Source organism: Mesorhizobium sp. M0437 (assembly GCF_040321335.1).
In the GTDB taxonomy this organism is placed as follows: Bacteria; Pseudomonadota; Alphaproteobacteria; order Rhizobiales; family Rhizobiaceae; genus Mesorhizobium.
Genome location: NZ_JAMYRK010000008.1, coordinates 47,472 through 70,391, shown reverse-complemented (window position 1 = coordinate 70,391; position 22,920 = coordinate 47,472). Strand labels below are relative to the sequence as shown.

At 62.6% G+C, this 22,920-nt stretch carries 22 protein-coding genes and 1 tRNA gene; 8 read left to right on the top strand and 15 right to left on the bottom strand.

Annotated features, from left to right (window positions below):
- Positions 1 to 40 precede the first annotated feature (40 nt).
- A complete protein-coding gene (locus NKI72_RS07830; protein ID WP_352819580.1) occupies positions 41 to 1,219 on the bottom strand; it encodes an HlyD family secretion protein in 1,179 nt (392 codons plus the stop codon).
- Between the two features lie 143 nt (positions 1,220 to 1,362).
- On the opposite strand from NKI72_RS07830, the gene NKI72_RS07825 reads away from it, so the two are divergent.
- Complete coding sequence (locus tag NKI72_RS07825; protein WP_352832650.1) at positions 1,363 to 2,112, top strand: TetR/AcrR family transcriptional regulator; 750 nt, start codon at positions 1,363 to 1,365, stop codon at positions 2,110 to 2,112.
- Positions 2,113 to 2,133: 21 nt separating this feature from the next.
- Here the strand turns inward: NKI72_RS07825 and yihA are convergent, their stop codons facing one another.
- From yihA to rpmH, 5 genes are all read right to left on the bottom strand, one after another.
- Positions 2,134 to 2,793, bottom strand: coding sequence for a ribosome biogenesis GTP-binding protein YihA/YsxC (gene yihA / locus NKI72_RS07820; protein WP_352472343.1), 660 nt, complete (start codon positions 2,791 to 2,793; stop codon positions 2,134 to 2,136).
- Positions 2,790 to 3,428 (bottom strand): CatB-related O-acetyltransferase, encoded by a 639-nt coding sequence (locus NKI72_RS07815; RefSeq protein WP_352682273.1) that lies wholly within the window; start codon positions 3,426 to 3,428, stop codon positions 2,790 to 2,792. Before NKI72_RS07815 ends, yihA begins: the two co-directional genes overlap by 4 nt.
- A gap of 144 nt (positions 3,429 to 3,572) precedes the next feature.
- Positions 3,573 to 5,396, bottom strand: a complete 1,824-nt coding sequence (gene yidC, locus NKI72_RS07810) for a membrane protein insertase YidC (protein ID WP_352832647.1) — start codon at positions 5,394 to 5,396, stop codon at positions 3,573 to 3,575.
- A gap of 13 nt (positions 5,397 to 5,409) precedes the next feature.
- Positions 5,410 to 5,763, bottom strand: a complete 354-nt coding sequence (gene rnpA / locus NKI72_RS07805; protein WP_352539960.1) for a ribonuclease P protein component — start codon at positions 5,761 to 5,763, stop codon at positions 5,410 to 5,412.
- A 23-nt stretch (positions 5,764 to 5,786) separates the two neighbouring features.
- Positions 5,787 to 5,921, bottom strand: coding sequence for a 50S ribosomal protein L34 (gene rpmH / locus NKI72_RS07800; RefSeq protein ID WP_008833937.1), 135 nt, complete (start codon positions 5,919 to 5,921; stop codon positions 5,787 to 5,789).
- 335 nt (positions 5,922 to 6,256) lie between these two features.
- Here rpmH and NKI72_RS07795 point away from each other — a divergent pair, with 335 nt between their 5' ends.
- From NKI72_RS07795 to NKI72_RS07785, 3 genes are all read left to right on the top strand, one after another.
- Positions 6,257 to 7,744, top strand: coding sequence for an ATP-binding protein (locus NKI72_RS07795; protein WP_023677495.1), 1,488 nt, complete (start codon positions 6,257 to 6,259; stop codon positions 7,742 to 7,744).
- 324 nt (positions 7,745 to 8,068) lie between these two features.
- Positions 8,069 to 8,145 (top strand) — tRNA-Arg (locus tag NKI72_RS07790).
- A gap of 646 nt (positions 8,146 to 8,791) precedes the next feature.
- Positions 8,792 to 9,106 (top strand): antibiotic biosynthesis monooxygenase family protein, encoded by a 315-nt coding sequence (locus NKI72_RS07785; RefSeq protein WP_352619465.1) that lies wholly within the window; start codon positions 8,792 to 8,794, stop codon positions 9,104 to 9,106.
- 46 nt (positions 9,107 to 9,152) lie between these two features.
- Here NKI72_RS07785 and NKI72_RS07780 read toward each other — a convergent pair whose 3' ends face one another.
- Positions 9,153 to 10,295, bottom strand: coding sequence for an alpha-hydroxy acid oxidase (locus NKI72_RS07780; protein ID WP_352832644.1), 1,143 nt, complete (start codon positions 10,293 to 10,295; stop codon positions 9,153 to 9,155).
- 69 nt (positions 10,296 to 10,364) lie between these two features.
- Positions 10,365 to 11,387: a LacI family DNA-binding transcriptional regulator gene (locus tag NKI72_RS07775; protein WP_502898572.1), complete on the bottom strand. Its 1,023-nt coding sequence runs from the start codon at positions 11,385 to 11,387 to the stop codon at positions 10,365 to 10,367.
- Between the two features lie 543 nt (positions 11,388 to 11,930).
- Between NKI72_RS07775 and NKI72_RS07770 the strand changes: the two genes are divergently transcribed.
- The 4 genes from NKI72_RS07770 (at position 11,931) to NKI72_RS07755 (ending at position 16,252) form a co-directional block, all read left to right on the top strand.
- Positions 11,931 to 12,893, top strand: coding sequence for a sugar-binding protein (locus NKI72_RS07770; protein ID WP_352453003.1), 963 nt, complete (start codon positions 11,931 to 11,933; stop codon positions 12,891 to 12,893).
- Positions 12,894 to 13,004: 111 nt separating this feature from the next.
- Complete coding sequence (locus tag NKI72_RS07765) at positions 13,005 to 14,549, top strand: sugar ABC transporter ATP-binding protein (RefSeq protein ID WP_352832673.1); 1,545 nt, start codon at positions 13,005 to 13,007, stop codon at positions 14,547 to 14,549.
- 23 nt (positions 14,550 to 14,572) lie between these two features.
- Entirely contained in the window at positions 14,573 to 15,568 is a 996-nt protein-coding gene (locus tag NKI72_RS07760) for an ABC transporter permease (protein ID WP_352832638.1), read from the top strand.
- A 153-nt stretch (positions 15,569 to 15,721) separates the two neighbouring features.
- Positions 15,722 to 16,252: a DUF2231 domain-containing protein gene (locus NKI72_RS07755; protein ID WP_352472336.1), complete on the top strand. Its 531-nt coding sequence runs from the start codon at positions 15,722 to 15,724 to the stop codon at positions 16,250 to 16,252.
- 92 nt (positions 16,253 to 16,344) lie between these two features.
- Here the strand turns inward: NKI72_RS07755 and phnN are convergent, their stop codons facing one another.
- From phnN to iolD, 7 genes are all read right to left on the bottom strand, one after another.
- The gene (phnN, locus tag NKI72_RS07750; RefSeq protein ID WP_352850025.1) at positions 16,345 to 16,974 is read right to left on the bottom strand and encodes a phosphonate metabolism protein/1,5-bisphosphokinase (PRPP-forming) PhnN; all 630 of its coding nucleotides are present in this window, start codon (positions 16,972 to 16,974) and stop codon (positions 16,345 to 16,347) included.
- The gene (locus tag NKI72_RS07745; protein WP_352850024.1) at positions 16,971 to 18,110 is read right to left on the bottom strand and encodes an alpha-D-ribose 1-methylphosphonate 5-triphosphate diphosphatase; all 1,140 of its coding nucleotides are present in this window, start codon (positions 18,108 to 18,110) and stop codon (positions 16,971 to 16,973) included. Before NKI72_RS07745 ends, phnN begins: the two co-directional genes overlap by 4 nt.
- A gap of 79 nt (positions 18,111 to 18,189) precedes the next feature.
- Positions 18,190 to 18,897, bottom strand: a complete 708-nt coding sequence (locus NKI72_RS07740) for a DUF1045 domain-containing protein (protein WP_352832632.1) — start codon at positions 18,895 to 18,897, stop codon at positions 18,190 to 18,192.
- Positions 18,898 to 19,045: 148 nt separating this feature from the next.
- On the bottom strand, positions 19,046 to 19,858 hold the full coding sequence (gene iolB / locus NKI72_RS07735; RefSeq protein WP_352832629.1) for a 5-deoxy-glucuronate isomerase: 813 nt from the start codon (positions 19,856 to 19,858) through the stop codon (positions 19,046 to 19,048).
- A 2-nt stretch (positions 19,859 to 19,860) separates the two neighbouring features.
- Entirely contained in the window at positions 19,861 to 20,079 is a 219-nt protein-coding gene (locus NKI72_RS07730; protein ID WP_023677508.1) for a hypothetical protein, read from the bottom strand.
- Between the two features lie 27 nt (positions 20,080 to 20,106).
- Complete coding sequence (gene iolE / locus NKI72_RS07725) at positions 20,107 to 21,024, bottom strand: myo-inosose-2 dehydratase (protein ID WP_352832626.1); 918 nt, start codon at positions 21,022 to 21,024, stop codon at positions 20,107 to 20,109.
- 43 nt (positions 21,025 to 21,067) lie between these two features.
- Positions 21,068 to 22,912 (bottom strand): 3D-(3,5/4)-trihydroxycyclohexane-1,2-dione acylhydrolase (decyclizing), encoded by a 1,845-nt coding sequence (gene iolD / locus NKI72_RS07720; RefSeq protein ID WP_352832623.1) that lies wholly within the window; start codon positions 22,910 to 22,912, stop codon positions 21,068 to 21,070.
- Positions 22,913 to 22,920 lie beyond the last annotated feature (8 nt).

Genomic DNA, 22,920 nt, shown 5'->3' with positions numbered 1-22,920 from the left:
TAGGGTTGCGGTCGCCATGACCCTTGCTCCCGGTTCCGCTTTACTTCGATGCCGAAGGCGCGGTGCGGCTGTCGACGGCGACGACGACGCTCAGGCCGGCGCGCAGCTTGCCCGTCTTCAGCACATCCGCGGGCACGTCTATGCGAACCGGAACGCGCTGCACCACCTTGGTGAAATTGCCTGTGGCGTTTTCCGGCGGCAGCAGCGAGAACACTGCTCCCGAAGCCGGGGCCAGCGACGACACGGTACCCTCGATGTCCTGACCGTCGATCGCGTCGACCGACACTCTGACCTTTTCACCAGGCACCAGCCGGGCAAGCTGGGTCTCCTTGAAGTTGGCGACGATGTAGAGCTTGTCCATTGGCACGATGACGGCGAGCTTCTGTCCGGGGCTGATCAGGTCGCCCTGCTCGACCGAGCGGTTGCCGACCACGCCGTCATAGGGTGCGCGCAGCACGGTGAAGGACAGATCCCGCACCGCCTTGTCGTGGGCAAGCTGCAGCGAGCCCAGCGTACTTGCCGATTCCGCCCGCTGCGCCTGGAGCACGCCGATATTCGCCTGAGCCGCCGCGATCTGCGCGTCGGCGCCGGCTAGTGCGGCATTGGCTTGCTCGACCGCCGTCTGGGCATCGTCCAACTGGGCCTGGGTACCGACGCGGGTCTTGAGCAACTGGGCGGCACGAACCTGAGCTCGCTTCGCATTATCGGCCGCGGCCTGGTCGGCGGTCTTCTGCGCCTGCGCCTGCTTGAGCGAGGCGCGCGCCGCCTCGGTCTGGGCATCGATGCGGTCGAGCGTCTTGCTCAACGTGGCGATCTGCGCCTCGGCCTGAGCAACGGCTATCTTGTAGTCACCGTCATCGACGATCAGCAACGGGTCGCCGGCCTTCACCTGCTGGTTCTCGGTCACTTTGACCTGATCGACATAACCCGAGATTTTTGGCGAGATGAACGCGGTGTCGGCCTGGACATAGGCATCGTCAGTCGTGATCATGAAGCGCCCGTCGGTCCAGTAATCATAGCCATACCAGGCGCCGGCGCCCAGCAGGGCCAGGCCGATGATGGGCAACAACATCGAGCGCGTCGAGCGCTTCTTCTTGGCGGGAGCCAGCGGGGTGACGTCGGCGGGCTTGAGAGGGGTTTCCGGCGCTTCGATCGCAGGCTGGACCTTGGCACTGGGGAAGGGGCGGACTTCGGCACTGGTGGGCGCGTTCGAGGACATGATATCTCTCTAAATTAACTGGCGCTGAATTTTGTCAGACTGAACCGTTCGGTTCGATCTCGACGTTGACTTAGCGCTTAAAGAGGACCATATCAAGAGCAATCGAACCGGATGGTTCGAATTATTTTACGAGGTGTGACATTATGGCCGAAGCCCCCAAGGCCGCTCCTTTGCCTGATTCAGGCCCATTGCCCGGCGCTGGCAAGGACCAGTGCGATCTGCTGGACAGCCTGCCGCGCGGCCGCCCGGCCGCGGGTCAAGACCCGGTCAAGCGCAGCCAGATCATCGACGGTGCGCGCCGTGTCTTCATCGAAAAGGGCTTCGAAGCCGCGTCGATGAACGACATTACGCGCGAGGCCGGCGTGTCCAAGGGCACCATCTATGTCTACTTCGCCAACAAGGAAGAGCTCTTCGAAGCGCTGATCGAGGAAGAGCGCGGCACGATTTTCAAGAACATGTATGAGGTGCTCGACCAGATCGGCGACCTTCGCCAGACGCTGGTGAAGTTCGGCATCGTGCTGTCCATGAAGATCACTTCCGCGAGGGTCATCCTGGCGCAGCGGACGGTGATCGGCGCGTCGGAACGCATCCCGGAGCTTGGTGCCCGGTTCTACGAACGCGGCCCGAAGCGTGGCCATGACAGGGTCGTCGTTTTCCTCAACATGGCTATCGAACGCGGCCTGCTGAAGATCGACGACGTCGAGCTTGCCGCCTATCAGTTCACCGAGCTGTGTCTGGCCGGTCTTTTCCGCCAGTGCATTTTCGCCTATCGCACCAAGGCGCCAAGTGTGGCCGAGATCGAACACATCGTCAGGTCGGGCGTCGATGTGTTCCTGAAGGCCTACAGCACCGAACAGCTTGCAGAGCAGGAACGGGCCTCCAGCCCCGCCTGACAGGCTGCCAGGGTCGGTGGCCTATCCGCCATTGGCGGCGAGCACGATCGCCGCACGCAATTCCTCGAGGCCCTCGCTCTTTTCCGACGACGTGGCGAGCACGAAGGGGAAGGCCGCCGGGCGTTTCTTGATCTTCTGGAGCGTTTCCTCGACCAGTCGCGGTACCCCCGCCGCCTTGATCTTGTCGGTCTTGGTCAGCACGATCTGATACGACACCGCCGCCTTGTCGAGCAGCGACAGCACCTCGTCGTCCTTGGCCTTGATGCCATGGCGGGCATCGATCAGCACGTAGACGCGCTTCAGCGTCACCCGGCCCTTCAGATAGTCGAACACGAGCTTCGTCCACTCGTCGACCTTTTCCTTCGGTGCCGTGGCGTAGCCATAGCCTGGCATGTCGACCAGCGCCATCGGCGGCAGATCGGCGCCTTCTCCCGAAAATCCGCCAGGCACGAAATAGTTGAGCTCTTGCGTCCTGCCCGGCGTGTTGGAGGTGCGCGCCAGCCCCTTCTGGTTGACCAGCGCGTTGATCAGCGACGATTTGCCGACATTGGAGCGGCCCGCAAAGGCGATCTCGGGCGGACCCTCCGGCGGCAGGAATTTCATTGCCGGCACGCCGCGGATGAATATCCAGGCTCGCGTGAACAATTCGATGCCGATCGTGGTCTTGTTCAACGCGTTCAAACCGCTGCCTCCAGAAGAAAAATGTTGCTGCCACGAATGGCATTGAGATTGCGGCTGATCTTTTCTACCGGCCAGTGCCACCACGCCAGCGCCAGCAGCCGCCGGATGGTCCTGTCATCGAAGCGCATCTTCACCACCTTCGACGGATTGCCGGCGACGATCGCATAGGCCGGCACATCGTGCGTCACCACCGACTTTGCCGCGACGATGGCACCGTCGCCGATCTTCACGCCGGGCAGCATAACCGCTTCCATGCCGATCCAGACGTCGTTGCCGACGATTGTGTCGCCACGCACCTCCTTCGACCATGTCGCCGGGTCGAAACCTTCCTCCCAGCCGTGACCAAAGATGTTGAACGGATAGGTCGAAAAGCCGGACATGGCGTGATTGGCGCCGTTCATGATGAAGCGCGCGCCTTCGGCAATGGCGCAGAACTTGCCGATGATCAGCCTGTCGCCGATGAACGGATAATGATGCAGCACGCATTTTTCGGCGAATTTGTCGGGTCCGTCAGGGTCGTCATAATAGGTGAAGTCGCCGATCTCGATATTCGGCGCCGTCACCAGCGGCTTCAGAAAGCCGACGCGCGTGTGCAACGGGATCGGATGCTTGATCGATGGATTGGGTCCGGTCATATCGAGCTCCGTCGAGCAACTGCCAGGCAGGTCAAAATAGCGCGATCCGTCCGGCAGTACCAATCGCTTAATCCAGACCGGCAGCCTGTGCAAAAAGCCCCGGACGAACCAGGGCTTTTTGGTCTCGCATCGTCGGAGCGCCGGCTATTCCGCCGGCGACGGTTTCTTGCGGAACAGCGCGACCAGATTGTCCCACAATTCGATCTTGGCGCCCTGCCGCTTCATGATCACGCCCTGCTGCAGGATCGACAGCGTGTTATTCCAGGCCCAGTAGATAACGAGGCCGGCCGGAAAACCCGCCATCATGAAGGTGAAGATCACGGGCATCCACGTGAAGATCGCCGCCTGCGTCGGGTCCGGCGGCGTCGGGTTCATGCGCATCTGCAGGAACATCGTCACGCCCATGATCAGCGGCCAGACGCCGATCATCAGCATGTGCGGCAAGGTAACGGGGATCAGCCCGAACAGGTTGAAAATCGATGTCGGGTCCGGCGCCGCCAGATCCTGGATCCAGCCGAAGAACGGCGCGTGCCGCATCTCGATGGTGATGTAGAGCACCTTGTAGAGCGAGAAGAACACCGGGATCTGCAATGCCACCGGCCAGCAGCCGGCGAGCGGATTGATCTTCTCGGTCTTGTAGAGCTCCATCATCGCCTGCTGCTGCTTCATCTTGTCGTCCGCGTATTTCTCGCGGATCTCGAGCATCTTGGGCTGCACCTTCTTCATGTTCGCCATCGACGCATAGGACTTGTTGGCGAGCGGGAAGAACAGCGCCTTGACGATGACGGTGGTGGCGAGGATCGCCAGACCGAAATTGCCGAAGAATTTGTAAAGCGTGTCGATCAGCCAGAACATCGGCTTGGTGATGAAATAGAACCAGCCCCAGTCGATCAGCAGATCGAACTGGCGGATATGACGGTCCTTTTCATAGGCGTTGATCGTCGAAACTTCCTTGGCGCCGGCGAATATCTCCGACTCCACGGTCGTCGATTGCCCGGGAGCGATTGTGACCGGATCGGACAGGAAATCGGACTGGTAGCTGTGCGGATGGGGCCCGCTTTTGAACTCGAAATAAGAGAATTTGGGCTGAAATTCGCGGCCGCTCGGCGGCACCAGGGTCACCGCCCAGTATTTATCGGTGATGCCGAGCCAGCCGTCGGTCGATTTGCCTGGCTTGAATTCTCTCTCCGATTCGACCTTGGAGTATTTGTACTCTTGCAGGCCTTCGCTGCCGGTAACACCGATCAGGCCTTCGTGCAGCACATAAGTGCTGGCGATAGCCGGCTTGTCGAAACGGGTGACGCGGCCATAGTTCGACAACGTCGCGGGTGCCGAGCCCCCATTCTGGACCGTGTCGGACACGGTGAACATATATTGGCTGTCGACAGAGAAGGTGCGCTTGAAGGTCAGGCCCTTGTCATTGGTGAAGGTCACCGTGACCGGCGTCGCTGGCGTCAGAGTCGCATTGCCGTCGGTCTGCCAGACCGTGTCAGGGCCGGGCAGCCTGCCCAGATCCGGCGTGCCGGAAAAGCCGATCTCGGCGAAATAGCCGTTCGGCAGGGACGCCGGGTTGAGCAACGCGATCTCGGGCGAAGTCTTGTCGACCGTCTCCGTGTAGTGCTTGAGCCGGAGGTCGTCGAGGCGCGCACCGATGAGGTTGATCGAGCCTTCGAGGCTCGGCGTGTCGATCTTGACGCGGCTGGTCGAGGCAATCGCCTGGTCGCGGCCGGCCGCGGTGACGGCTTCGCCGCCAGGCGCGTTCGGAATGGCGCCCGGCTGCACCGGTGTTTCGCTGGCGCCCGGGCTGGTGCCTTGGGCGGCCTTCTTCCGCTCCGCCACGCGCTGCTCTTCGATGCGGGCGGCTTCGCGCTGCATCTCGCTGCGCGGCATCACATAGAAATATTGCCAAAGCGCCAGGATCAGCACCGACAGTGCGATGGTGATGAAGAAGTTGCGGTTGTTTTCCATCGAAGCCCTTGGCCTATCGTGTTCCACGCAATCTGCGGGAGAGTTCGGCCTTCAACTGGCCGAACGGAGTGGTAAGCACGTCTTCGCGCCCGACGATGACATAATCATTGCCGGGCGCCATGTCATCGGCGGCATGCGTGCGCACGGCCTCTCTGAGCCGCCGCCGGATGCGGTTGCGAACGACGGCGTTGCCGACCTTCCTGGTGACGGTGTAGCCGACACGCGGCGCCTCGCTGTCGCCGCGGCCCAGGACCTCGACGAGGAAAAGCCGCCCGCGGCGCTTTTCGCCGCGGCGGACAGCCAGGAATTCCGCGCGCTTCAGAAGCCGCTTGGGATGGGCACCCGTTGGCTTGCCGGTTGCGGGCAACGATCTTGTCTCTCGCTTGGTGCTCAGGCGCTGAGACGCTTGCGGCCGCGGTTGCGGCGGGCTGCGACGACGCCGCGGCCACCTTTGGTGGCCATGCGGGCGCGGAAACCGTGCCTGCGTTTGCGGACGAGTTTGGACGGCTGGTAAGTACGCTTCATTTGTTTAAATACCGCGGGGTGCGGCCCTTCTTGATTCTGTCACTTTGTAACAGGAGCTTTGCCGGGCCGGTTTTGGCGCGATCGAAACCGCGCCGGGACGAATGGCCCGAGCGTGAGCGGGCTTATAGAAAGAAGGGTTTTGGAAGTCAATCCAGGGTGTCGGGCCGGCGTTGTCGGACCGGCAGGGAAGTCCTTGCGGCCCTTTGTCCGGCTTCGACCAAGGATGAATTTGGCAAAAAAGCCGCAATCGCCTAATCTTGCCCGATCAAGCGATCGTGAAGACGAGCAGTCCCTAAGACAAGCAGCCGTGATGACAGGCAGCCGTGACGACGAGCATGAGTGAAGTCCCAGCAACCGACGAAAGCATCGCCCAGGCGAAGGCCGCCACCCGCAGGGTGCCGCTGGCGCGCGGCCTGTCGACCAAGTTGCTGCTGCTCACCATCGTCTTCGTGCTGTTGGCCGAAATCCTCATCTTCGTGCCCTGGATCGCCAGCTACAGGCTGAGCTGGCTGAAGGAGAGGCTGAGCACCGCCGCCGCGGTGTCGATCGTCCTGGTACAGGGCGAACCTGCCTCGCTGTCGCGTGCCGCCCAGAACGACGTACTGATGGCGATCGGCGCCAAGGCGATCGCCGTGCGCGACGGCGGCGTCTCGCGGCTTCTGGTCGTGGCCGAAATGCCGCCGCAGGTCGACGAGCATATCGATATCGCCAATGTCGGCATGATCAAGGGCATGACCGGCGCGCTGGACACGCTGTTTTTCGGCGGCAAGCGGATGCTGCGCGTTTTCGGGCCGGTCGGCGACAGCGACAAAGAATTCGAGCTGATCATGCCCGACCACCGCCTGCGCAATGCCATGCTGATCTATTCGCGCAACGTCGCCTTCGTCTCGCTGCTGATCTCGCTGTTCACCGCCATGCTGGTCTACGCCGCGATAGACCTGATCATGATCGGCCCGATCAGGACAATGACACGCTCGATGCTGTCCTTTTCCGAGGCGCCCGACGATCCCGGCCGCATCATTCACCCCGCCGCCCGGGCCGACGAGATCGGCGTCGCCGAACGCGAGCTGTCGCAGATGCAGGAGCGGCTGCAGAAGATGCTGACCGAGCAGAAGCACCTGGCCGATCTCGGCCTGGCCGTGTCGAAGATCAACCACGACATGCGCAACATCCTCGCCTCGGCGCAACTGATGTCGGACCGCCTGCGCCAGGTCAAGGACCCGACCGTGCAGGCCTTCGCACCAAAACTGCTGCGCGCGCTCGACCGTGCGGTGTCCTACTCGGAGGGCGTGCTGGCCTATGGCCGCACCCAGGAGCCGCCGCCGTCGCGCCGCAGGCTGCGGCTGCGCCAGCTGGTCGAGGACGTCCAGGGCCTGCTCGACATCGAATGCGGCATCGAATTCGTCAACGCCGTCGATCCGGTGCTCGAGGTCGACGCCGATTCCGACCAGCTGTTCCGCGTGCTCACCAATCTTAGCCGCAACGCCGTGCAGGCGATGGCGGCGGACACCGAGAGCGCCGTGGTGCGCCGCCTGACCATATCGGCCGAGCGCATCGGCAGCGTCAGCCGCATCGTCGTCACCGACACCGGCCCCGGCCTGCCGCCAAAGGCGCGCGAAAACCTGTTCGCGGCATTTCGCGGCTCGGCCCGCAGCGGTGGCACCGGCCTTGGCCTGGCGATCGCCCATGAATTGATCCGCGCCCATGGCGGCACGGTGGAGCTGGTCGAATCGATCGGCGGCCGCACCACATTCGCGGTCACCATTCCCGACCAGCCGGTCCGGCTCGACCAGGCCCGCAACGGGCTGCGCCGCCCGGCGTAACGAACCGTTTCGTTACGGATCGTTTCAATCACAAAGGGTTGGTCCGAGACTACGAGCCATCGACTCGGCCGCCGTGCAACGGCTCGTTTCGTTACGGACCGTTCCGATTGGCAAATGACCGATCCAAGACGACGACATATCGGCTCGGCCGCTGCGTGAAGTGATCTTGCCTTCGCCGGCCGGCGCATGACGGCAAAACATGACGGGCAAAACTTTTGGCCAGGATCGGCTTGCTTTTCGTAAATTCAGTCGCTAGGGAACACGTCACATCGCGGCCGGTCGCCAGGATCGGATCGCGGGGCTATGCAAAGCATGGCCTGTTGCGCGCCCGTAGCTCAGCTGGATAGAGCACCAGACTACGAATCTGGGGGTCAGGAGTTCGAATCTCTTCGGGCGCGCCATTAAACTCAATGTACGGCCCGGGGACATAGGTAACAGAATCTGCCGCCACTGGCCGGAAGGTTGCCTTGAGTGAGCGCCGTCCTTGCAAAGAGCGGATGGTCCGCTGATGCTACTCAGTCGGCCTGCTTAATCTCCGGGCCCGGTTCAGTCGGCGGGCCTGGCGTGCAATCCTGGCCGGTGCATTCCTGCACCGGATCTTTCGCCGGCGGCAGACAATTTTGGCCTTCACAATGAACGGGCGGCTGCGCTGTTGCGGCTTTATTGTTCTGCGGCACAGGCCGATCCTCAGCGCGAACGGCCGGTATTCCAAGGTCGATCACGGCCGTGCACAAGAGCGCAATCCGAAGCAAGTTCATTTTCGCCTCCGCAACTGACAGGGAGACGCAAATTATATCTTCGAACTGCGGCCAACATCCTGTCACCCGCGAACGGCGTTAACAGTGCGTTTCATTGCCGGTCGGAAGGGCGTACCGATTGAGATCGAGCGTCATCCTCTTCCTGGCGAAATAGCGCCAGAAACGGAGCTTTCGGCCAGAGGTGACTGAAGCCAACCTTCCGATTTTTCTGTACACCTGTTCGAAGGGTTCGAGGTGCGTTAGGGCCTCGCATATTCGAGGTTTTCAGTTCTTTCACGGGGGAACGTACATGACGGCATTCAACAGCGTCCGTTTCCGGGTCAAGCCGGGTAGTGAAGACGAATTCGTCGAACTGTTCAGCAGCGCTCCGCGCAATTTCGAGGGATTGCGAAAAATGGCTCTCATCAAATCGGGAGATGGCGCCTTCTTCTCGATTGGAGAGTGGGACACGTTTCAGCATATGGTCGATGCCAGGCCCAAAATGCTGGGCAATCTTGATCGGTTCCGGCATACGTTGCAGCAGCTTGAGGGCGGATATACGGATGCTGTTTCCGGCGAGGCTGTCTTCGAAACGGACGGCAGGAGCAGCGGCAGGTCGGTATAGTTTCGCACTTCGAAAAGCTTATGCCGTGCGCCACTTCCCGGCTCTATCACCTAAACCGCACATTCCCCCTGGAAAGCTCTGCCACCGACCTGCATCCCATCAGCCGCATGTCGCGTTCGATCTCGGTTCGCATCAGGCCGAGTGCCCGTTCGACGCCGGCCTGTCCGGCGGCTGCCAGCGGGAAGAGATAGTAGCGCCCGACGCCGACGGCCTTGGCGCCCAACGACAGGGCTTTCAGCACATGCGTGCCGCGCTGGACGCCGCTGTCGATGATGACGTCTATCTTGTCGCCCACCGCGTCAACGATCTCCGACAGCTGGTCGAAGGGGCTGCGCGAGCCGTCCAGCTGCCTGCCGCCATGATTTGACAGAACGATACCGGTGCAGCCGATGTCGACGGCTTTTCTGGCATCGGCGACGCTCATGATCCCCTTCAGGCAGAACTGGCCGTTCCAGAAGCGGACCATGTCTTCGACGTCCTTCCAATCCAGCGATGGATCGAGGATCTCGGTGAAATAGCGGCTGATGGAAAGCGCTCCGCCACCGAGATCGATATGGCCGTCCAACTGCGGCAGGCTGAACTTTTCGTGTGTCAAATAGTCGATAGCCCATCTCGGCTTGATCGCGAACTGCATCATGCCGCCGGGCGTAAGCCGAAAGGGGATGGAAAAGCCGGTCCGCAGGTCACGCTCGCGGTTTCCGCCGGTGACGCTGTCGACCGTCAGCATCATCACCTCGACGCCGGACGCCTTGGCGCGCTCCATCATGGCGCGGTTCAGGCCGCGATCCCTATGGAAATAGAACTGATAGACCTGCGGCGTCCTGTGCTTGCGGACTTCCTCCAGGCTGACCGTGCCGAGCGACGAGACGCCGAACATCGTGCCGAACTTCTCCGCCGCCGCGGCGACGGCGCGCTCGCCGCTATGGTGAAACAGTCGCTGGAGAGCCGTCGGCGAACAATAGACCGGCATCGCCAGCTTCTGGCCCATGACGGTGACCGACATGTCGACCTGTCCGACGCCGGCAAGGACGTTGGGGACGAGATCGCAGTCCTCGAACGCCGCCGTGTTGCGCCGCAGCGTCGTCTCGTCGTCCGCGCCGCCATCGATATAATTGAAGATCGGACCTGGCAGGCGCTGTTTTGCCAGCCGGCGGAAGTCCTGAAAATTGTAGCAGCTTTGCAATCTCATGAAATCAATCGGGTATATGCCGGGCCCGATGTCAAGCCTGTGCCATTGTCGATCGCCGGCGCTCTCGCCTCAGCCCGCCAGAGCGCCAACCGACTCCCGCTCCACCAGCGGGCATTCGAGCTTGGTGATGGGATAGCGGCCACGACCGGGAGCAGCGGGGACTTCGAGCTGCTCGATCGCCCATTGTCCCATCGCCATATGCGGCAGGATCGACGTCGTCAGCGGCGGGAACAGATGCCGCGCGATCTCCTCGTCGTCATAACCGATCACCGAAATATCCCGGGGGATGTGCAGGCCGGCCTCCTTCAGCGCCTCGTAGCAGCCGATCGCGGTGCGGTCGTTCTGGCAGAAGATGGCGGTCGGCCGGTCCTTCAGCGCCAAGAGCTCGACGGTCGCGGCATAGCCGGCGCTCGCCGACCAGTCGCCTTCGACGACCAGCGCCGGGTCGAACGGAATGTCGGCCGTCGCCAGCGCCCGGCGGTAGCCCTTCAGCCTGTCCTGCGCCGCCTGCATCCAGGGCTCGCCGGTAATGGTGGCGATACGCCGGTGGCCATGGCCGATCAAGTGGCGGGTGGAGCTCTGGCCGCCGGCGATCTCGCTCGGCACCACGGCGGGGAAGGCATAGTCGGCGGTGTAGCAGTTGAGCAGGATGACCGGAATGTCGAGGCCGTAGAGATAGTCCGGCGCGACGATCTCGCGGGTGAAAATGGTCATGTAGATCAGCGCCGAAATGCCCCGCTTGGTCAGAGCCGCGATGGCACGGGGCTCCATCACCTCGTCGCCCATGGTCTGCGCCACCAAAAGCACATTGCCGGCGTTCCACGAGGCTTGCCGCGCCCCTTCAATGGCGACGACCGCCTCCGGGCTGGTCGCCAACTGGTCGACGACGAAGCCGATCACGCCATCCAGCCCGTCGAATGCGGCAACCGGGGCTCGCAAGGCAGAAAACACGGGCGGCGAATAGCCCAGCGTTCGCGCCGTCTCGATCACCCGCTCGCGGGTTTGCTGCGACAGCCTGATGCCCGGCGTGTTGTTGAGCACGAACGAAACCGTCGCCTGCGAACAGCCTGCCGCCCTTGCGATGTCGGTCATGGTAACGCGGCCCTTGGGGTTTTTCCCGGACAGCTTGCGCCGCCTGGTACCCTCAAGGACGGGATCACGCAGTGGTTCGTTCATGTCATTGGTCCCGCGAATCTCGCATTTATAGGGCGAAGCGATACTAATAGATATAATCGACTCTCTTAGGCGATTTAATCCCCGATCCAAAACGGTTGCGACTGGGGAGGCCTCACTTGTTTGTGGGCGAGAATCCCGACCAAACTAATACTCTTTACTAATATCTGGCATCCCTATAACGTCAATCCATCATGCCCGGACGACGTCGGACCGCGCATGTTCGGAACGCAAGTCAGCCTGGTATCGGACGGTTCCCGTCAGTCGAAGCTTGCCTGCCGCTCCGGGAAATGTCAGACAAATCGGACTATTTACGAACGGCGAATGAGTCTCTAAAGTCGACGATAGCGGCTGGAATGGCGTCGTTCTTCGCTGCCGGAAACCCTTGAGGAGGAGGGCGTCCAAGCCGCGCCGGCACGTTCATCATCAGCGAAAATTACTGAGTCAAATGGGAGGTTGAATATGAAATCTGCGATACGAAATGCGTCCGTCGCCGCTGCGGCCCTGCTGCTCGGCCTTTCCGCCAGCGCAATTGCGCGGGCCGACGACAAGCCGACTCTGGCCTTCGTCGTCAACGGCGCTTCCGATTTCTGGAAGGCGGCCGAAGCCGGCGTCAAGAAGGCTCAAGGCGAACTGCCCAAATACAATCTGGAGCTCAAATATCCGGAGCAGTCCTCGGTCGCCATCCAGCAGCGCCTGATGGACGATCTGGTGACGGCCGGCGTGAAGGCGATCATGGTCTCGGCCGTTGATCCCAAGACGTCGACCGACGGGCTGAACAAGATCGCCTCGGAAACGGCGTTGTTCACCACCGACAGCGACGCACCGCAGACCAAGCGTGTCGCCTATATCGGCTCTTCCAATGTCGATGCCGGCAAGCAGGCGGCAGAGATCGCCAAGAAGGCAATGCCTGACGGCGGCAAGTGCCTCGGCTTCGTCGGCCTGCTCGGCGCCGACAATGCCAAGGAACGTATCCAGGGCATGAAGGACGGCCTCGCGGGCACCAAGATCGAATTGGTCGACGTGCGTGGCGACGACATCGATCAGGCTCGCGCCAAGAAGAACGTCGAGGACGCGCTGGTCGCCAGCCCCGACGTCACCTGCATGGTCGGCTTCTATTCCTACAACACGCCGCGCATCTATGAAGCGCTGCGCGATGCCGGCAAGCTCGGCCAGATCACCGTCGTCGGCTTCGACGACGATCCGATCACGCTGGGCGGCGTCAAGGAAGGCACCGTCGCCGCTACCGTCGTGCAGCAACCCTTCGAATGGGCCTATCAGGGCATGAAGCTGATGGCTGCCTATCTCGAGGGCGACAAGTCGGGCATTCCCGCCGATGGACTGATCATCATCCCGACCAAGATCATCGGCAAGGACGATGTCGACGCCTACGCCGCCAGCCTCAAGGCGATGTCTGGAAACTGAGCGAATTCGGTGGCGCCGGCTCATGGGTCCCCTTGCGCCGGCGTTCTATTGACGGGCTTCGCGAGGCCCGTCAGTCTGAGACCAAACGGCTCACCGGCTGCTGTCAGCGTGATGAATTATTCCGACCCATCCATCGTTGCATCCACGGACGCTCCGTTCCTGAGCCTCGACGGTGTGCGCAAGACCTATCCCGGCGTTGTCGCGCTGGACGGGTTCTCGATCGAGGTCAGGCCCGGCGAGGTCATCGGCCTGGTCGGCGAAAACGGCGCCGGCAAATCGACGCTGATGAAGATCCTCGGCGGCGTGACCCGGCCGGACACCGGCACCATCACCGTCGATGGCGTCGCCCATGACGGGCTGACCGTCGAGGCAAGCATCGGCTCGGGCATCGCTTTCGTCCACCAGGAACTCAACCTGTTCGAAAACCTCGACGTGGCCGCCAATATCTTCTTTGGCCGCGAACCGCTGCGCGCCGGGCCGCTCAAGCTCGTCGACCGCGCCAGGCTGCGAGCGCAGGCGGCGCCGCTGCTCAAACGCGTGGGCGCCAATTTCTCGGCCGATACGCCGGTGTCGGCGCTGTCGCTGGCGCAGCAGCAAATGGTCGAGATCGCCAAGGCGCTGTCGATCGAGGCAAGGCTGGTTATCCTCGACGAACCGACCTCGAGCCTGCCGATCGCCGAAACCGACAAGCTGCTCGGTGTCATCAAGGCGCTGAAGGCAGACGGCATCAGCGTCATTTTCATCTCGCACCGCCTGCACGAGGTCGAGCGCGTCGCCGACCGCGTCGTCGTGCTCAGGGACGGCATGCTCGCCGGAACCTTGCCGAAGAGCGCCATCAATCACGACCAGATGGTCAAGCTGATGATCGGCCGCATGCTGAAGGAGCGCGAGAAGGCCGCGGAATCGGCGCGCCCACCGGGCTCTGTCGCGCTGTCGGTCAAGGCCATTCGCACCGCTGCCTATCCCGACCGGCCCGTCGACCTCGATGTCAGGCATGGCGAGATCCTCGGCCTCGCCGGTCTCGTCGGCTCCGGCCGGACGGAGCTGGCGCGCGTCCTGTTCGGCATCGACAGAAGCTTTGGCGGCTCGTTCCAGCTTGACGGAAAAGATCTGGTTCTTGGTTCGGCCGCGGACGCAGTGGCCAACGGTATTTTCCTCGTCCCCGAGGATCGCAAGCTGACCGGCATCCTGCTCGACCTGTCGATTGCCCAGAACATTTCGCTGCCCAATCTGCCGGCGCATTCGCGGCGCTCGCTGGTCTCGGCCGGCGCGGAATCCGCCACCGCCGAGAAGCAGAAGACCGATCTCGGCATCAGGGCGCCCTCCGTCCAGACGCGCACCGGTACGCTGTCGGGCGGCAACCAGCAAAAGGTCGTGCTGGCCAAATGGCTGGCGATGAAGCCGAAGGTGATGATTCTCGACGAACCGACCCGCGGTATCGACATCGGCGCCAAGGCCGAGATCTACGGGCTGATGCGGGCGCTGGCCGATGCCGGCGTCGCCGTGCTGATGATCTCCAGCGACATGGAGGAGGTGATCGGCGTTTCCGACCGCATTGCCGTCATGCATGAAGGCCAGATCTCGGGCATTCTCGACAAGGACCGGTTCAGCCAGGAGAACGTGCTGCTGCTGGCGGTCGGCAAGCAGCCGAAGTAGTTCGCAGGCACTGGGAGAAGACGATGAGCAAGAAAGATCTCGGCCTGCTGATCCTGATCCTGGTGGTCGGCGCGGTGGTGGCAATCATCAACCCACGCTTCCTGCTGCCGATCAATCTCGCCAACACCTCGAACCTGATCGGGTTGTTCGGCATCCTGTCGATTGGCCAAGCCTTCGTCATCATCACCGGTGGCATCGAATTGTCGGTCGGCTCGGTGGTTGCGCTGCTCGGCGTGCTGTTCATCGACTTCATCGCCACGCGCGGCATGGCCTGGCCGGTCGCCCTGCCGCTGATCCTGGTGCTCGGCGGCATCATCGGGCTGGCGCATGGCTGGCTGATCACCCGGCTCAAATTGCAGCCTTTCGTGGTGACTTTGTGCGGCCTGTTGATCTATCGCGGCGTGGCGCGCTTCTACACCGCTGACGGCACCGCCGGCTTTGCCTTCGGACAGAACTTCCCGGAACTCGAGTTCCTGACGGCGGGGCGGTCCTGGGGCGTGCCGAACAGCTTCATCGCGCTGATCGTCATCGCCGTCGTCATGTGGGTGGTGCTGCACCGGTCGGTGTTCGGGCGCTATCTCTATGCCATCGGCAAGAACGAGGAAGCGGCAAAATATTCCGGCATCCGCACCGGCCGCATCGTCATGGCCGCCTATGTCATCTGCGGCGTGCTGACGGCGCTGTCAGCTATCTATTTCGCCATGTACACACGCTCGATCTCGCCGGCGAGCCACGGCCAGTTCTACGAGCTCTATGCCATCGCGGCCGCGGTGCTCGGCGGCTTCTCGCTGCGTGGCGGCGAAGGCTCGCTGATCGGCGTCCTGCTCGGCACGGTGCTGCTGCAGGAGCTGCAGAACCTCGTCAACCTGCTCGGCATCCCGTCCTCGCTCAACTTCGCCGTCATGGGCGGGGTGATCCTCATCGGCGTGCTGGTCGACCAGCAATGGGGCGTGTTCAGCGCGCGGCGGCGGATGCTGGAAGCCACACGCAAGGGCGTGGCGGGTGCTGCCGCTGAGTGACGCAAAAATAGCTGGATGAAATTCGCCGACTGCCATGGCAGGTGGCGTGAAAGAGTCAGCCGGAACTTCGCGACAGCAGTTCAGGTCGGTCTCTATTTGGAACGAAACGCGTATCTGAGCGTTTGTTTAAGCTTTGCTACGCGGAGGCGTTCCATGCCCACGAATCCAGTTAGTACCGCCAAAGTAGGAACTCACCCCCTCCACCCGATGCTGATACCTTTTCCTGTCGCGTTTCTTGTCGGTGCGTTTGTCACCGACCTGGTTTTCTGGGGGACTGCCGATGCCTTCTGGGCACGGGCATCGATGTGGCTGATCGGGGCAGCCATCGTAATGGCCCTTCTCGCTGCGACAGCCGGTTTTATCGACTTCCTCAACGAGCCGCGCATTCGCGCCTTGTCCGACGCCTGGTACCACATGCTGGGCAACTTGACCGCGGTCGTTGTGGCACTGATCAATTTCTACCTGCGCTATGCGCAAGGCGCCGAAGCCGCGGTCCGCCCATGGGGTGCGCTCTTGTCGTTCATAGTGGTCTGCATACTGCTGTTCACCGGCTGGAAGGGCTGGGAGATGGTGTATCGGCACCACGTTGCAGTTCTGGATACACCAGCGGATGCGCCAGCGAAGCCGTCGACAACCACTGCCACGGACACTCGTCACGCTGGTCGGGACCGGCACGCCGCATGAGGCCATAATCCCGAGAAGTGGATACCGGTTTCTAAAAAAGATATCGGTTAGACAAGTAGCGCGCATTCCGAATGCATCGGGATGGGCGCGCCTTAGATAAGGCCCGACATGTCGGAGAAGGCCATGGCCTTGCGCAGCACTTCGGCGAAGCGCTCGCCGGCGGCTTCACGAAGACCGCTATTGTCGATCGAGGTGACACCCGGTCCGGACAGCGCCACATTGGCACTGCGCGCCAGCCGTGCCAGCACTTCCCCGCGCGACTCGCGACCGCGCAATGCCAGCCGCTCGGCCAGGATCTCCGGTGTAGCCGTGATCTCGACGATAGCCAGATTGGCGTAGCGCTCCCGCAGCGCCGGGATGATCGCGCGCGAGACGTTGGCGATCGCGACACGGCCGTTGGAGACTGACCAGTCGACTTCGGCCGGGATGCCGTAGCGCAGGCCATGCGCCTCCCAGGAAATGGCGAAGGCACCATCCGCTTCGGCCTCGACGAAGGCAGCATCGGCGAGCGTATCGTGATCCTCGGTGGCCGCATCGCTCGGCCGGGTGATCACCCGGCGCACGCACTCCAGCCGGCTCTCGTCGGCAAACACGGCGCGCGCATAGCCGATCACCGTGTCCTTGCCGGCACCGCTCGGCCCGACGACGGCGACGAAGACACCGTCGCGGATCGGAAATCCGATAGCGGACAATTCACGCTCGACCGATGCCGACACCATCATGCGACCCGGCGTCCCTGCCGCCAGACCGTGCGGACGACCGGGACATGGTCGTCGACGCGCACGCGAACCAGATCGGCGCGCCGGCCGGGCTCGATGACACCGCGATCGGTGAGGCCGACCGCCTCGGCCGGGTTCTTCGAGACCATCGCCACCGCCTGTGGCAAGGAAATGCCCTCGACCACGTCGCCAAGGAAGAAGGCTGACTGGATCAGACTGAAGGGAATGTAGTCCGACGACAGGATATCGAGCAGGCCATCGCCGGCCAGCGTGCGGGCCGAGACATTGCCCGAATGCGACGCGCCGCGCATGACGTTCGGCGCGCCCATCAATACGCCGAGCCCTGCCTTTTTCGAAGCCCGTGCTGCCTCCTCGGTGGTCGGGAACTCGGCGACGCGCACACCTTGCTCGATCGCTTCGTCGACATGGCCGACGGTCGCGTCGTCATGGCTGGCGAGCACGATGCTGCACTCATGACAAGCCGCGGCGATGAAGCTGCGGTTCGGGCTCGAATTCCTCGCCGATTCAGCCATCCGCTTTTCGCAGAATTTCTGGAAATCGCGATCGGTCAGCTTCAGCTTGCGCTGGTAGTAATAGGCGTAGGTTTCCAAATTGACGAACTGGCGCTGTCCGGGCGCATGGTCCATCAGCGACGCCAGCCTGACCCGCTCGTCGCCGTCGAAATTGGCGAAGGCCGTGAGGCAGTCCGGCGCCGAAACCTCGCAACGCAGATGGAGGAAATGGTCGGCCCTGAGCCGGTCCTGCTGCACGCTGTCCTCGATCGCGTCGGCCAGCTTGCGTATGTCGGCGGCCGTCAGGTCGGCATCCTCGTCCATGCCGACACGCAAGGCGTCGAGCACGGTGGTGATGCCGGCGGTCGCCACCTGGGCGTCATGCGCGAGCACGGCTGCGATCGGGTTCCAGCGCACTTTCGGCCGCGGCGCGTAATGGCCTTCGAGATGGTCGGTATGGAGCTCGACCAGGCCAGGGATGATGAAGTCGCCGCCCATGTCCTCGCCGCTGCGGCCAGCGCCGGGATCGATGGCGGCGATCACCCCGTCGCGCAGCACGATCGACCCTTCGACGATCTGGTCGGCCAGCACGATACGGGCATTGTCAAGAACGGTCTCGGCAATCATTTCAGGCAGTCCTTGCAGCATTTTGCAGCCAATTGAAAATGAATTGGCGTCGCACTATCCGGTTAAAGCAAATAGCCATTTAGGCAGTTCTTCTGGCCGGGCGGCGCCCGAGCGCGTGATGCGACAGCACCATGAACGGCGCACCCGGTTCAGTTTCCACAAACAGCGTCAGCGCGTCCACCGCCACCGGCCGTTGCAGCACGTCCGTAAACAGGCTGTCGATTGCTAGGCGAAGACGAGGGCTTTCCTGTGACGACACCCGGCCGGACAGCGTCATATGGAAGCGAAACGTCTCGAAGACATAGGGATAGCCCCACTGGCAGAGATTGCGGAACTCGTCGGGCTTCAGCGAATCGGGGCTGCGCCGTTCGATCTCGGCTTCCGTCAACGGCGCGCGGAAGCGGTCGAAGTCGCGCACAACGTCGTCGGCGAAGCGGTTGAGCGCCGGCAGCGGTGCTTCCGGCACCAGCGCGAAGAAGCCGTCGATCTGGCTGACGACGAGGCGCGGGATCGTAACCAGCGGCGTCGCCTCGGCAAAATCGTCGAGTGCTGCACGAAGCGACGCTTCCGTCTCGTTGGAGGCCAGTCTGAAGGGCGCCTTCAGTGTCGCATGAAAGCCATAGCGGCGCGCCGAGGCGGTATGGAAGGCAACTTCTGCCGCCGACAACTCGCCCGCAGCCTCGACCGGCTTTGTGGCGGCACCGAATGGGTCGCGGGCGAGCCAGTCGGCAGCGATCCGTGCCAGCGGTTCGTCCTGTCGGGGGGTGAAATAGATCGCGTAGCGCATCGAAAGTCCTCGTCAGCCCCGCTGCCATAGGTGATTTCCATGACGAATTGACGAAGCTTTGCGGCGTTTTCGGTAACAAAACCACACAGCCGGGTCGTTAGCCGACGATTTTTCGCTTGGACCAGCGGTTGGGGCGAAGGGGAAGTGGTTAGGCCTTCATCAGCCATTCGTGCTCGGGCGCGTTGTGGAATTTCCACGTCCGCTTCGGTCCGGCCATGACGTTGAGATAATAGAGATCATAGCCGTGGCAGGCGGCGCAGGGGTGATAACCCTTGGGGACCAGCACGACGTCGCCGTCCTCGATCGCCATCGCCTCGTCGAGCGAACGAGCACCGTTCTCGTCGGCATCGGTGTAGACGCGCTGGAAAGCAAAGCCCTGTGGCGGGTTGAGACGGTGGTAATAGGTCTCCTCGAGATAGGATTCAGCCGGCAGATTGTCCTGGTCGTGCTTGTGCGGCGGATAGCTCGATGTGTGGCCGCCGGGTGTGATGACCTCGACCACCAGCAAGGAATCGGCCGGCTTGCCCTCCGGCAGGATGTTGGTGACATAGCGCGTGTTGGTGCCTTTGCCGCGAACCTCCTGGCCGAGATCGTCGGGCGCGATGACACGGACCTGCAGACCGCCGCCCAGTCCTGGCGCCGAACAGACGGCAAGTTCGAGATCGGTATCGGCGCTCACCGACCACTCCGACCCCTGCGGCACATAGACCGACCAAGGCTTGCCTTCGAACGGCGACATGCGTTCGCCCAGCAAGCCGAGATCCTTGCCGCCGGCCTTGGCCTTGCCCTTGCCGGTGACGAACACCAGGCAGACCTCACGATCCGCGGTTTGCCCGGAAGCGCTCTCGCCGGGCCTGAGCCGATGCAGATCGAAGCCGACATAGGTCCAGCCGGCGTTTTGCGGCGTCACATGAGCGACGCGGCCGTGGCCCTTATTGGCTTTGACGAGCAGCTTAGACATGGTCATTCCTTCGGTTTGGCGTCTGCCGATGGCTCGTCCTCGTCAGCCGGCTTGTAGAGGTAGAAAAACTGCCAGACGGCATAGCCGGCGAAGCCGAGCGCGATCACGCCCCAGAACGGCGTGCCGGTGGCGAATTCGATTACCGACCAGACCAGGCAGACCGCGACAACGGCGACGCGCCGCCACAGCGGCCGGAAAAACGGGTGCTCGGAGTCTTTCATCGGATCAACACCTTTCCTCGCGAACTCTCAAGCATTGGGAAAGCCCTGTGTCTCCACCGTATAGCCGGCCGCCGTCATAGCCCGCATCAATTCCTTGTAGCCGACCTGCGCCATCTTGAGCGGCGGGTTCTTCTTCGGATCCTGCTCGGCCTCGACCACGAACCAGCCTTCATAGCCATGGTCGGCGAGCCTCTGGACGATCGCGCCAAAATCCAGCGAGCCATCTCCCGGCACGGTGAAGGCGCCAAGTGCCACCGCGTCGAGGAAGGATTGCGTGTTGCGATCCAGCTTTTGGATCACCTCGATGCGCACATCTTTCACATGCACATGGTTGATGCGCGGGTGGTGGTTATCAATAGCGCGCAGCACATCGCCGCCGGCAAAGGCCAGGTGACCCGCGTCGAGCAGCAATGGAATGCCTTCTCCCGAATAGCGCATGAAGGCATCCAGCTCTGGCTCGGTCTCAACTACTGCCGCCATATGATGATGGTAGGAGAGCGGCATGCCTTGCTCTGCACACCATTCGCCGAACTGCGTGAGCCGCCGGGCGTAGGCTTTCATTTCCTCGTCCGAAAGCCTGGGCTTGCTGGCGAGCGGCTTCGAGCGGTCGCCCTGGATGGAGCGGCCGACTTCACCATAGACGATGCATGGCGCGTTCACCGCCTTGAACAGGTCGATCATCGGCTGGATACGATCCTTGTTCTTCGCCATGTCTTCGTCGACCAGCGTCCCCGAGAACCAGCCGCCGCAAAGCGTCACGTCGGCCTCTTTCAGGATCGGCAGCATGATTTGCGGATCGTTGGGAAAGCGGCGGCCCATTTCCATTCCGGTAAAGCCAGCCGAGCGCGACTGGCGCAGGCACTCCTCCAGCGACACATCATCGCTGAGTTCGGCAAGATCGTCGTTCCACCATGCAATGGGGGACATGCCCAGTTTGGCTTTCAAGTCGTCACTCCAGTTTCAGACATCGAGGCGCGTTCGCGGATGGCTAAAGAACCCGCCCGCTCAGCGCTTCCTCATATTTCTTGCGCGCCGCATTCACTTGCGGCCGTGCCGAGACTTCCGGCACTGCGACATCCCACCAGCTTCCACCAGCCTCGGTCGAAACCAGCGGGTCGGTGTCGATGACCAGCACCGTCGTTCGCGTGTTCTTCTTCGCTTGCACCAACGCCGTTTCCAGCCCGGCGATCGATGGCACTTTTTCGGCAATCGCACCCATGCTCGCAGCATGCGCGGCGAAGTCGATCTCGGGCAAGGCTTCGTGACGGGCGTCCTTCAGCAGATTGTTGAAGTTGGCGCCGCCGGTCGCCATCTGCAACCGGTTGATACAGCCATAGCCGCGGTTGTCGAGCAGCACGATGGTCAGCTTGAGGCCGAGCATCACCGAGGTCGCGATCTCGGAATTGAGCATCAGGTAAGAGCCGTCGCCGATCATCACCACGACCTCTTCGTCCGGCTTGGCCATCTTGACGCCAAGCCCGCCGGCGATTTCATAGCCCATTGTCGAGAAGCCGTATTCTGCGTGGTAGGAGCCGGGCGCGCCCGCCTGCCATAGCTTGTGCAATTCGCCGGGCAAGCCGCCGGCCGCATGAAGCAGTACCACGCCGGAGCCCATGGCGCGCTGTACTGCGCCGATCACTTGCGCGTCGGACGGATAGGCGGCATTGGTCGACGCCGTCACCTTGTCGGCATCCGCTTGCCAGCTCTTCTTGCCCGTGATCGCATTGTCGGTCCAGCCTGAAGGGGCTTTCCAGCCTTTCAGCGCCGCAGCGAGTTCGGCGAGCCCTTCCGCCGCATCGGCGACCAGCGGCAGCGCCTGGTGCTTTCCGGCGTCAAAAGGCTGCACGTTGAGCCCGATGATGGTCCTGCCGGCATGCTTGAACAATGCCCAGGAGCCGGTGGTGAAATCCTGCAGTCTGGTGCCGACGGCAAGCACGACGTCGGCCTCTTCGGCCAGCCTGTTGGCCGCCGAAGTGCCGGTAACGCCGACCGCGCCCATGTTCAACGGATGATCGTCCGGGAGCGAGGATTTGCCGCCTTGCGTCTCACAAACTGGAATGCCGGCGCCTTGCACCAGTTTTGCCAGCTCCTCGGACGCCTGCGAATAGAGTGCGCCGCCGCCCGCGATCACCAGCGGCTTTTTCGCTGCTTTGAGTACCGCGACTGCGGCCGCCAGTTCGTTGCGGTCCGGGCGCTGCCGTCGCGGCGTCCAGAGTCGCTCGGCAAAGAAACTCTCGGGGTAGTCATAGGCCTCGGCCTGCACGTCCTGGCACAGCGCCAGCGTCACCGGGCCGCATTCGGCGGGATCGGTCAGCACCTGCATGGCGCGGTTGAGCGCCGGCATGATCTGCTCCGGCCGCGTGATGCGGTCGAAATAGCGCGACACCGGGCGGAGGCAGTCATTGACCGTCGCCGTGCCATCGGAAAAATCCTCGGCCTGCTGCAGGACGGGATCGGGAATGCGATTGGCGAAGACGTCGCCAGGCAGAAACAGGACAGGCAACCTGTTTACATGCGCAAGTGCCGCAGCGGTCACCATGTTGAGCGCGCCGGGGCCGATCGAACTGGTCGCGGCCATGAAGCGGCGGCGGAAATTGGCCTTGGCGTAGGCGATCGCCGCATGCGCCATTGCCTGCTCGTTATGGGCACGGAAGGTCGGCAGTTCGTCGCGAACCTGGTAGAGCGCCTCGCCGACGCCGGCGACATTGCCGTGGCCGAAGATCGCCCAGACTCCGCCGAAGATCGGCACTTTCTTGCCGTGCATCTCGGTCATCTGTCGGGCAAGAAAGCGGGTCAGCGCCTGCGCCATCGTCAGGCGGATTGTCTTGGTCATGTCGGTTC

Coding starts and splice junctions, on each gene's coding strand:
- NKI72_RS07830 (WP_352819580.1), bottom strand. CDS start 1,219: ATGTCCTCGAACGCGCCCACCAGTGCCGAAGTCCGCCCCTTCCCCAGT.
- NKI72_RS07825 (WP_352832650.1), top strand. CDS start 1,363: ATGGCCGAAGCCCCCAAGGCCGCTCCTTTGCCTGATTCAGGCCCATTG.
- NKI72_RS07815 (WP_352682273.1), bottom strand. CDS start 3,428: ATGACCGGACCCAATCCATCGATCAAGCATCCGATCCCGTTGCACACG.
- yidC (WP_352832647.1), bottom strand. CDS start 5,396: ATGGAAAACAACCGCAACTTCTTCATCACCATCGCACTGTCGGTGCTG.
- rpmH (WP_008833937.1), bottom strand. CDS start 5,921: ATGAAGCGTACTTACCAGCCGTCCAAACTCGTCCGCAAACGCAGGCAC.
- NKI72_RS07795 (WP_023677495.1), top strand. CDS start 6,257: ATGAGTGAAGTCCCAGCAACCGACGAAAGCATCGCCCAGGCGAAGGCC.
- NKI72_RS07785 (WP_352619465.1), top strand. CDS start 8,792: ATGACGGCATTCAACAGCGTCCGTTTCCGGGTCAAGCCGGGTAGTGAA.
- NKI72_RS07780 (WP_352832644.1), bottom strand. CDS start 10,295: ATGAGATTGCAAAGCTGCTACAATTTTCAGGACTTCCGCCGGCTGGCA.
- NKI72_RS07775 (WP_502898572.1), bottom strand. CDS start 11,387: ATGACCGACATCGCAAGGGCGGCAGGCTGTTCGCAGGCGACGGTTTCG.
- NKI72_RS07770 (WP_352453003.1), top strand. CDS start 11,931: ATGAAATCTGCGATACGAAATGCGTCCGTCGCCGCTGCGGCCCTGCTG.
- NKI72_RS07765 (WP_352832673.1), top strand. CDS start 13,005: ATGAATTATTCCGACCCATCCATCGTTGCATCCACGGACGCTCCGTTC.
- NKI72_RS07760 (WP_352832638.1), top strand. CDS start 14,573: ATGAGCAAGAAAGATCTCGGCCTGCTGATCCTGATCCTGGTGGTCGGC.
- NKI72_RS07755 (WP_352472336.1), top strand. CDS start 15,722: ATGCCCACGAATCCAGTTAGTACCGCCAAAGTAGGAACTCACCCCCTC.
- phnN (WP_352850025.1), bottom strand. CDS start 16,974: ATGATGGTGTCGGCATCGGTCGAGCGTGAATTGTCCGCTATCGGATTT.
- NKI72_RS07745 (WP_352850024.1), bottom strand. CDS start 18,110: ATGATTGCCGAGACCGTTCTTGACAATGCCCGTATCGTGCTGGCCGAC.
- NKI72_RS07740 (WP_352832632.1), bottom strand. CDS start 18,897: ATGCGCTACGCGATCTATTTCACCCCCCGACAGGACGAACCGCTGGCA.
- iolB (WP_352832629.1), bottom strand. CDS start 19,858: ATGTCTAAGCTGCTCGTCAAAGCCAATAAGGGCCACGGCCGCGTCGCT.
- NKI72_RS07730 (WP_023677508.1), bottom strand. CDS start 20,079: ATGAAAGACTCCGAGCACCCGTTTTTCCGGCCGCTGTGGCGGCGCGTC.
- iolD (WP_352832623.1), bottom strand. CDS start 22,912: ATGACCAAGACAATCCGCCTGACGATGGCGCAGGCGCTGACCCGCTTT.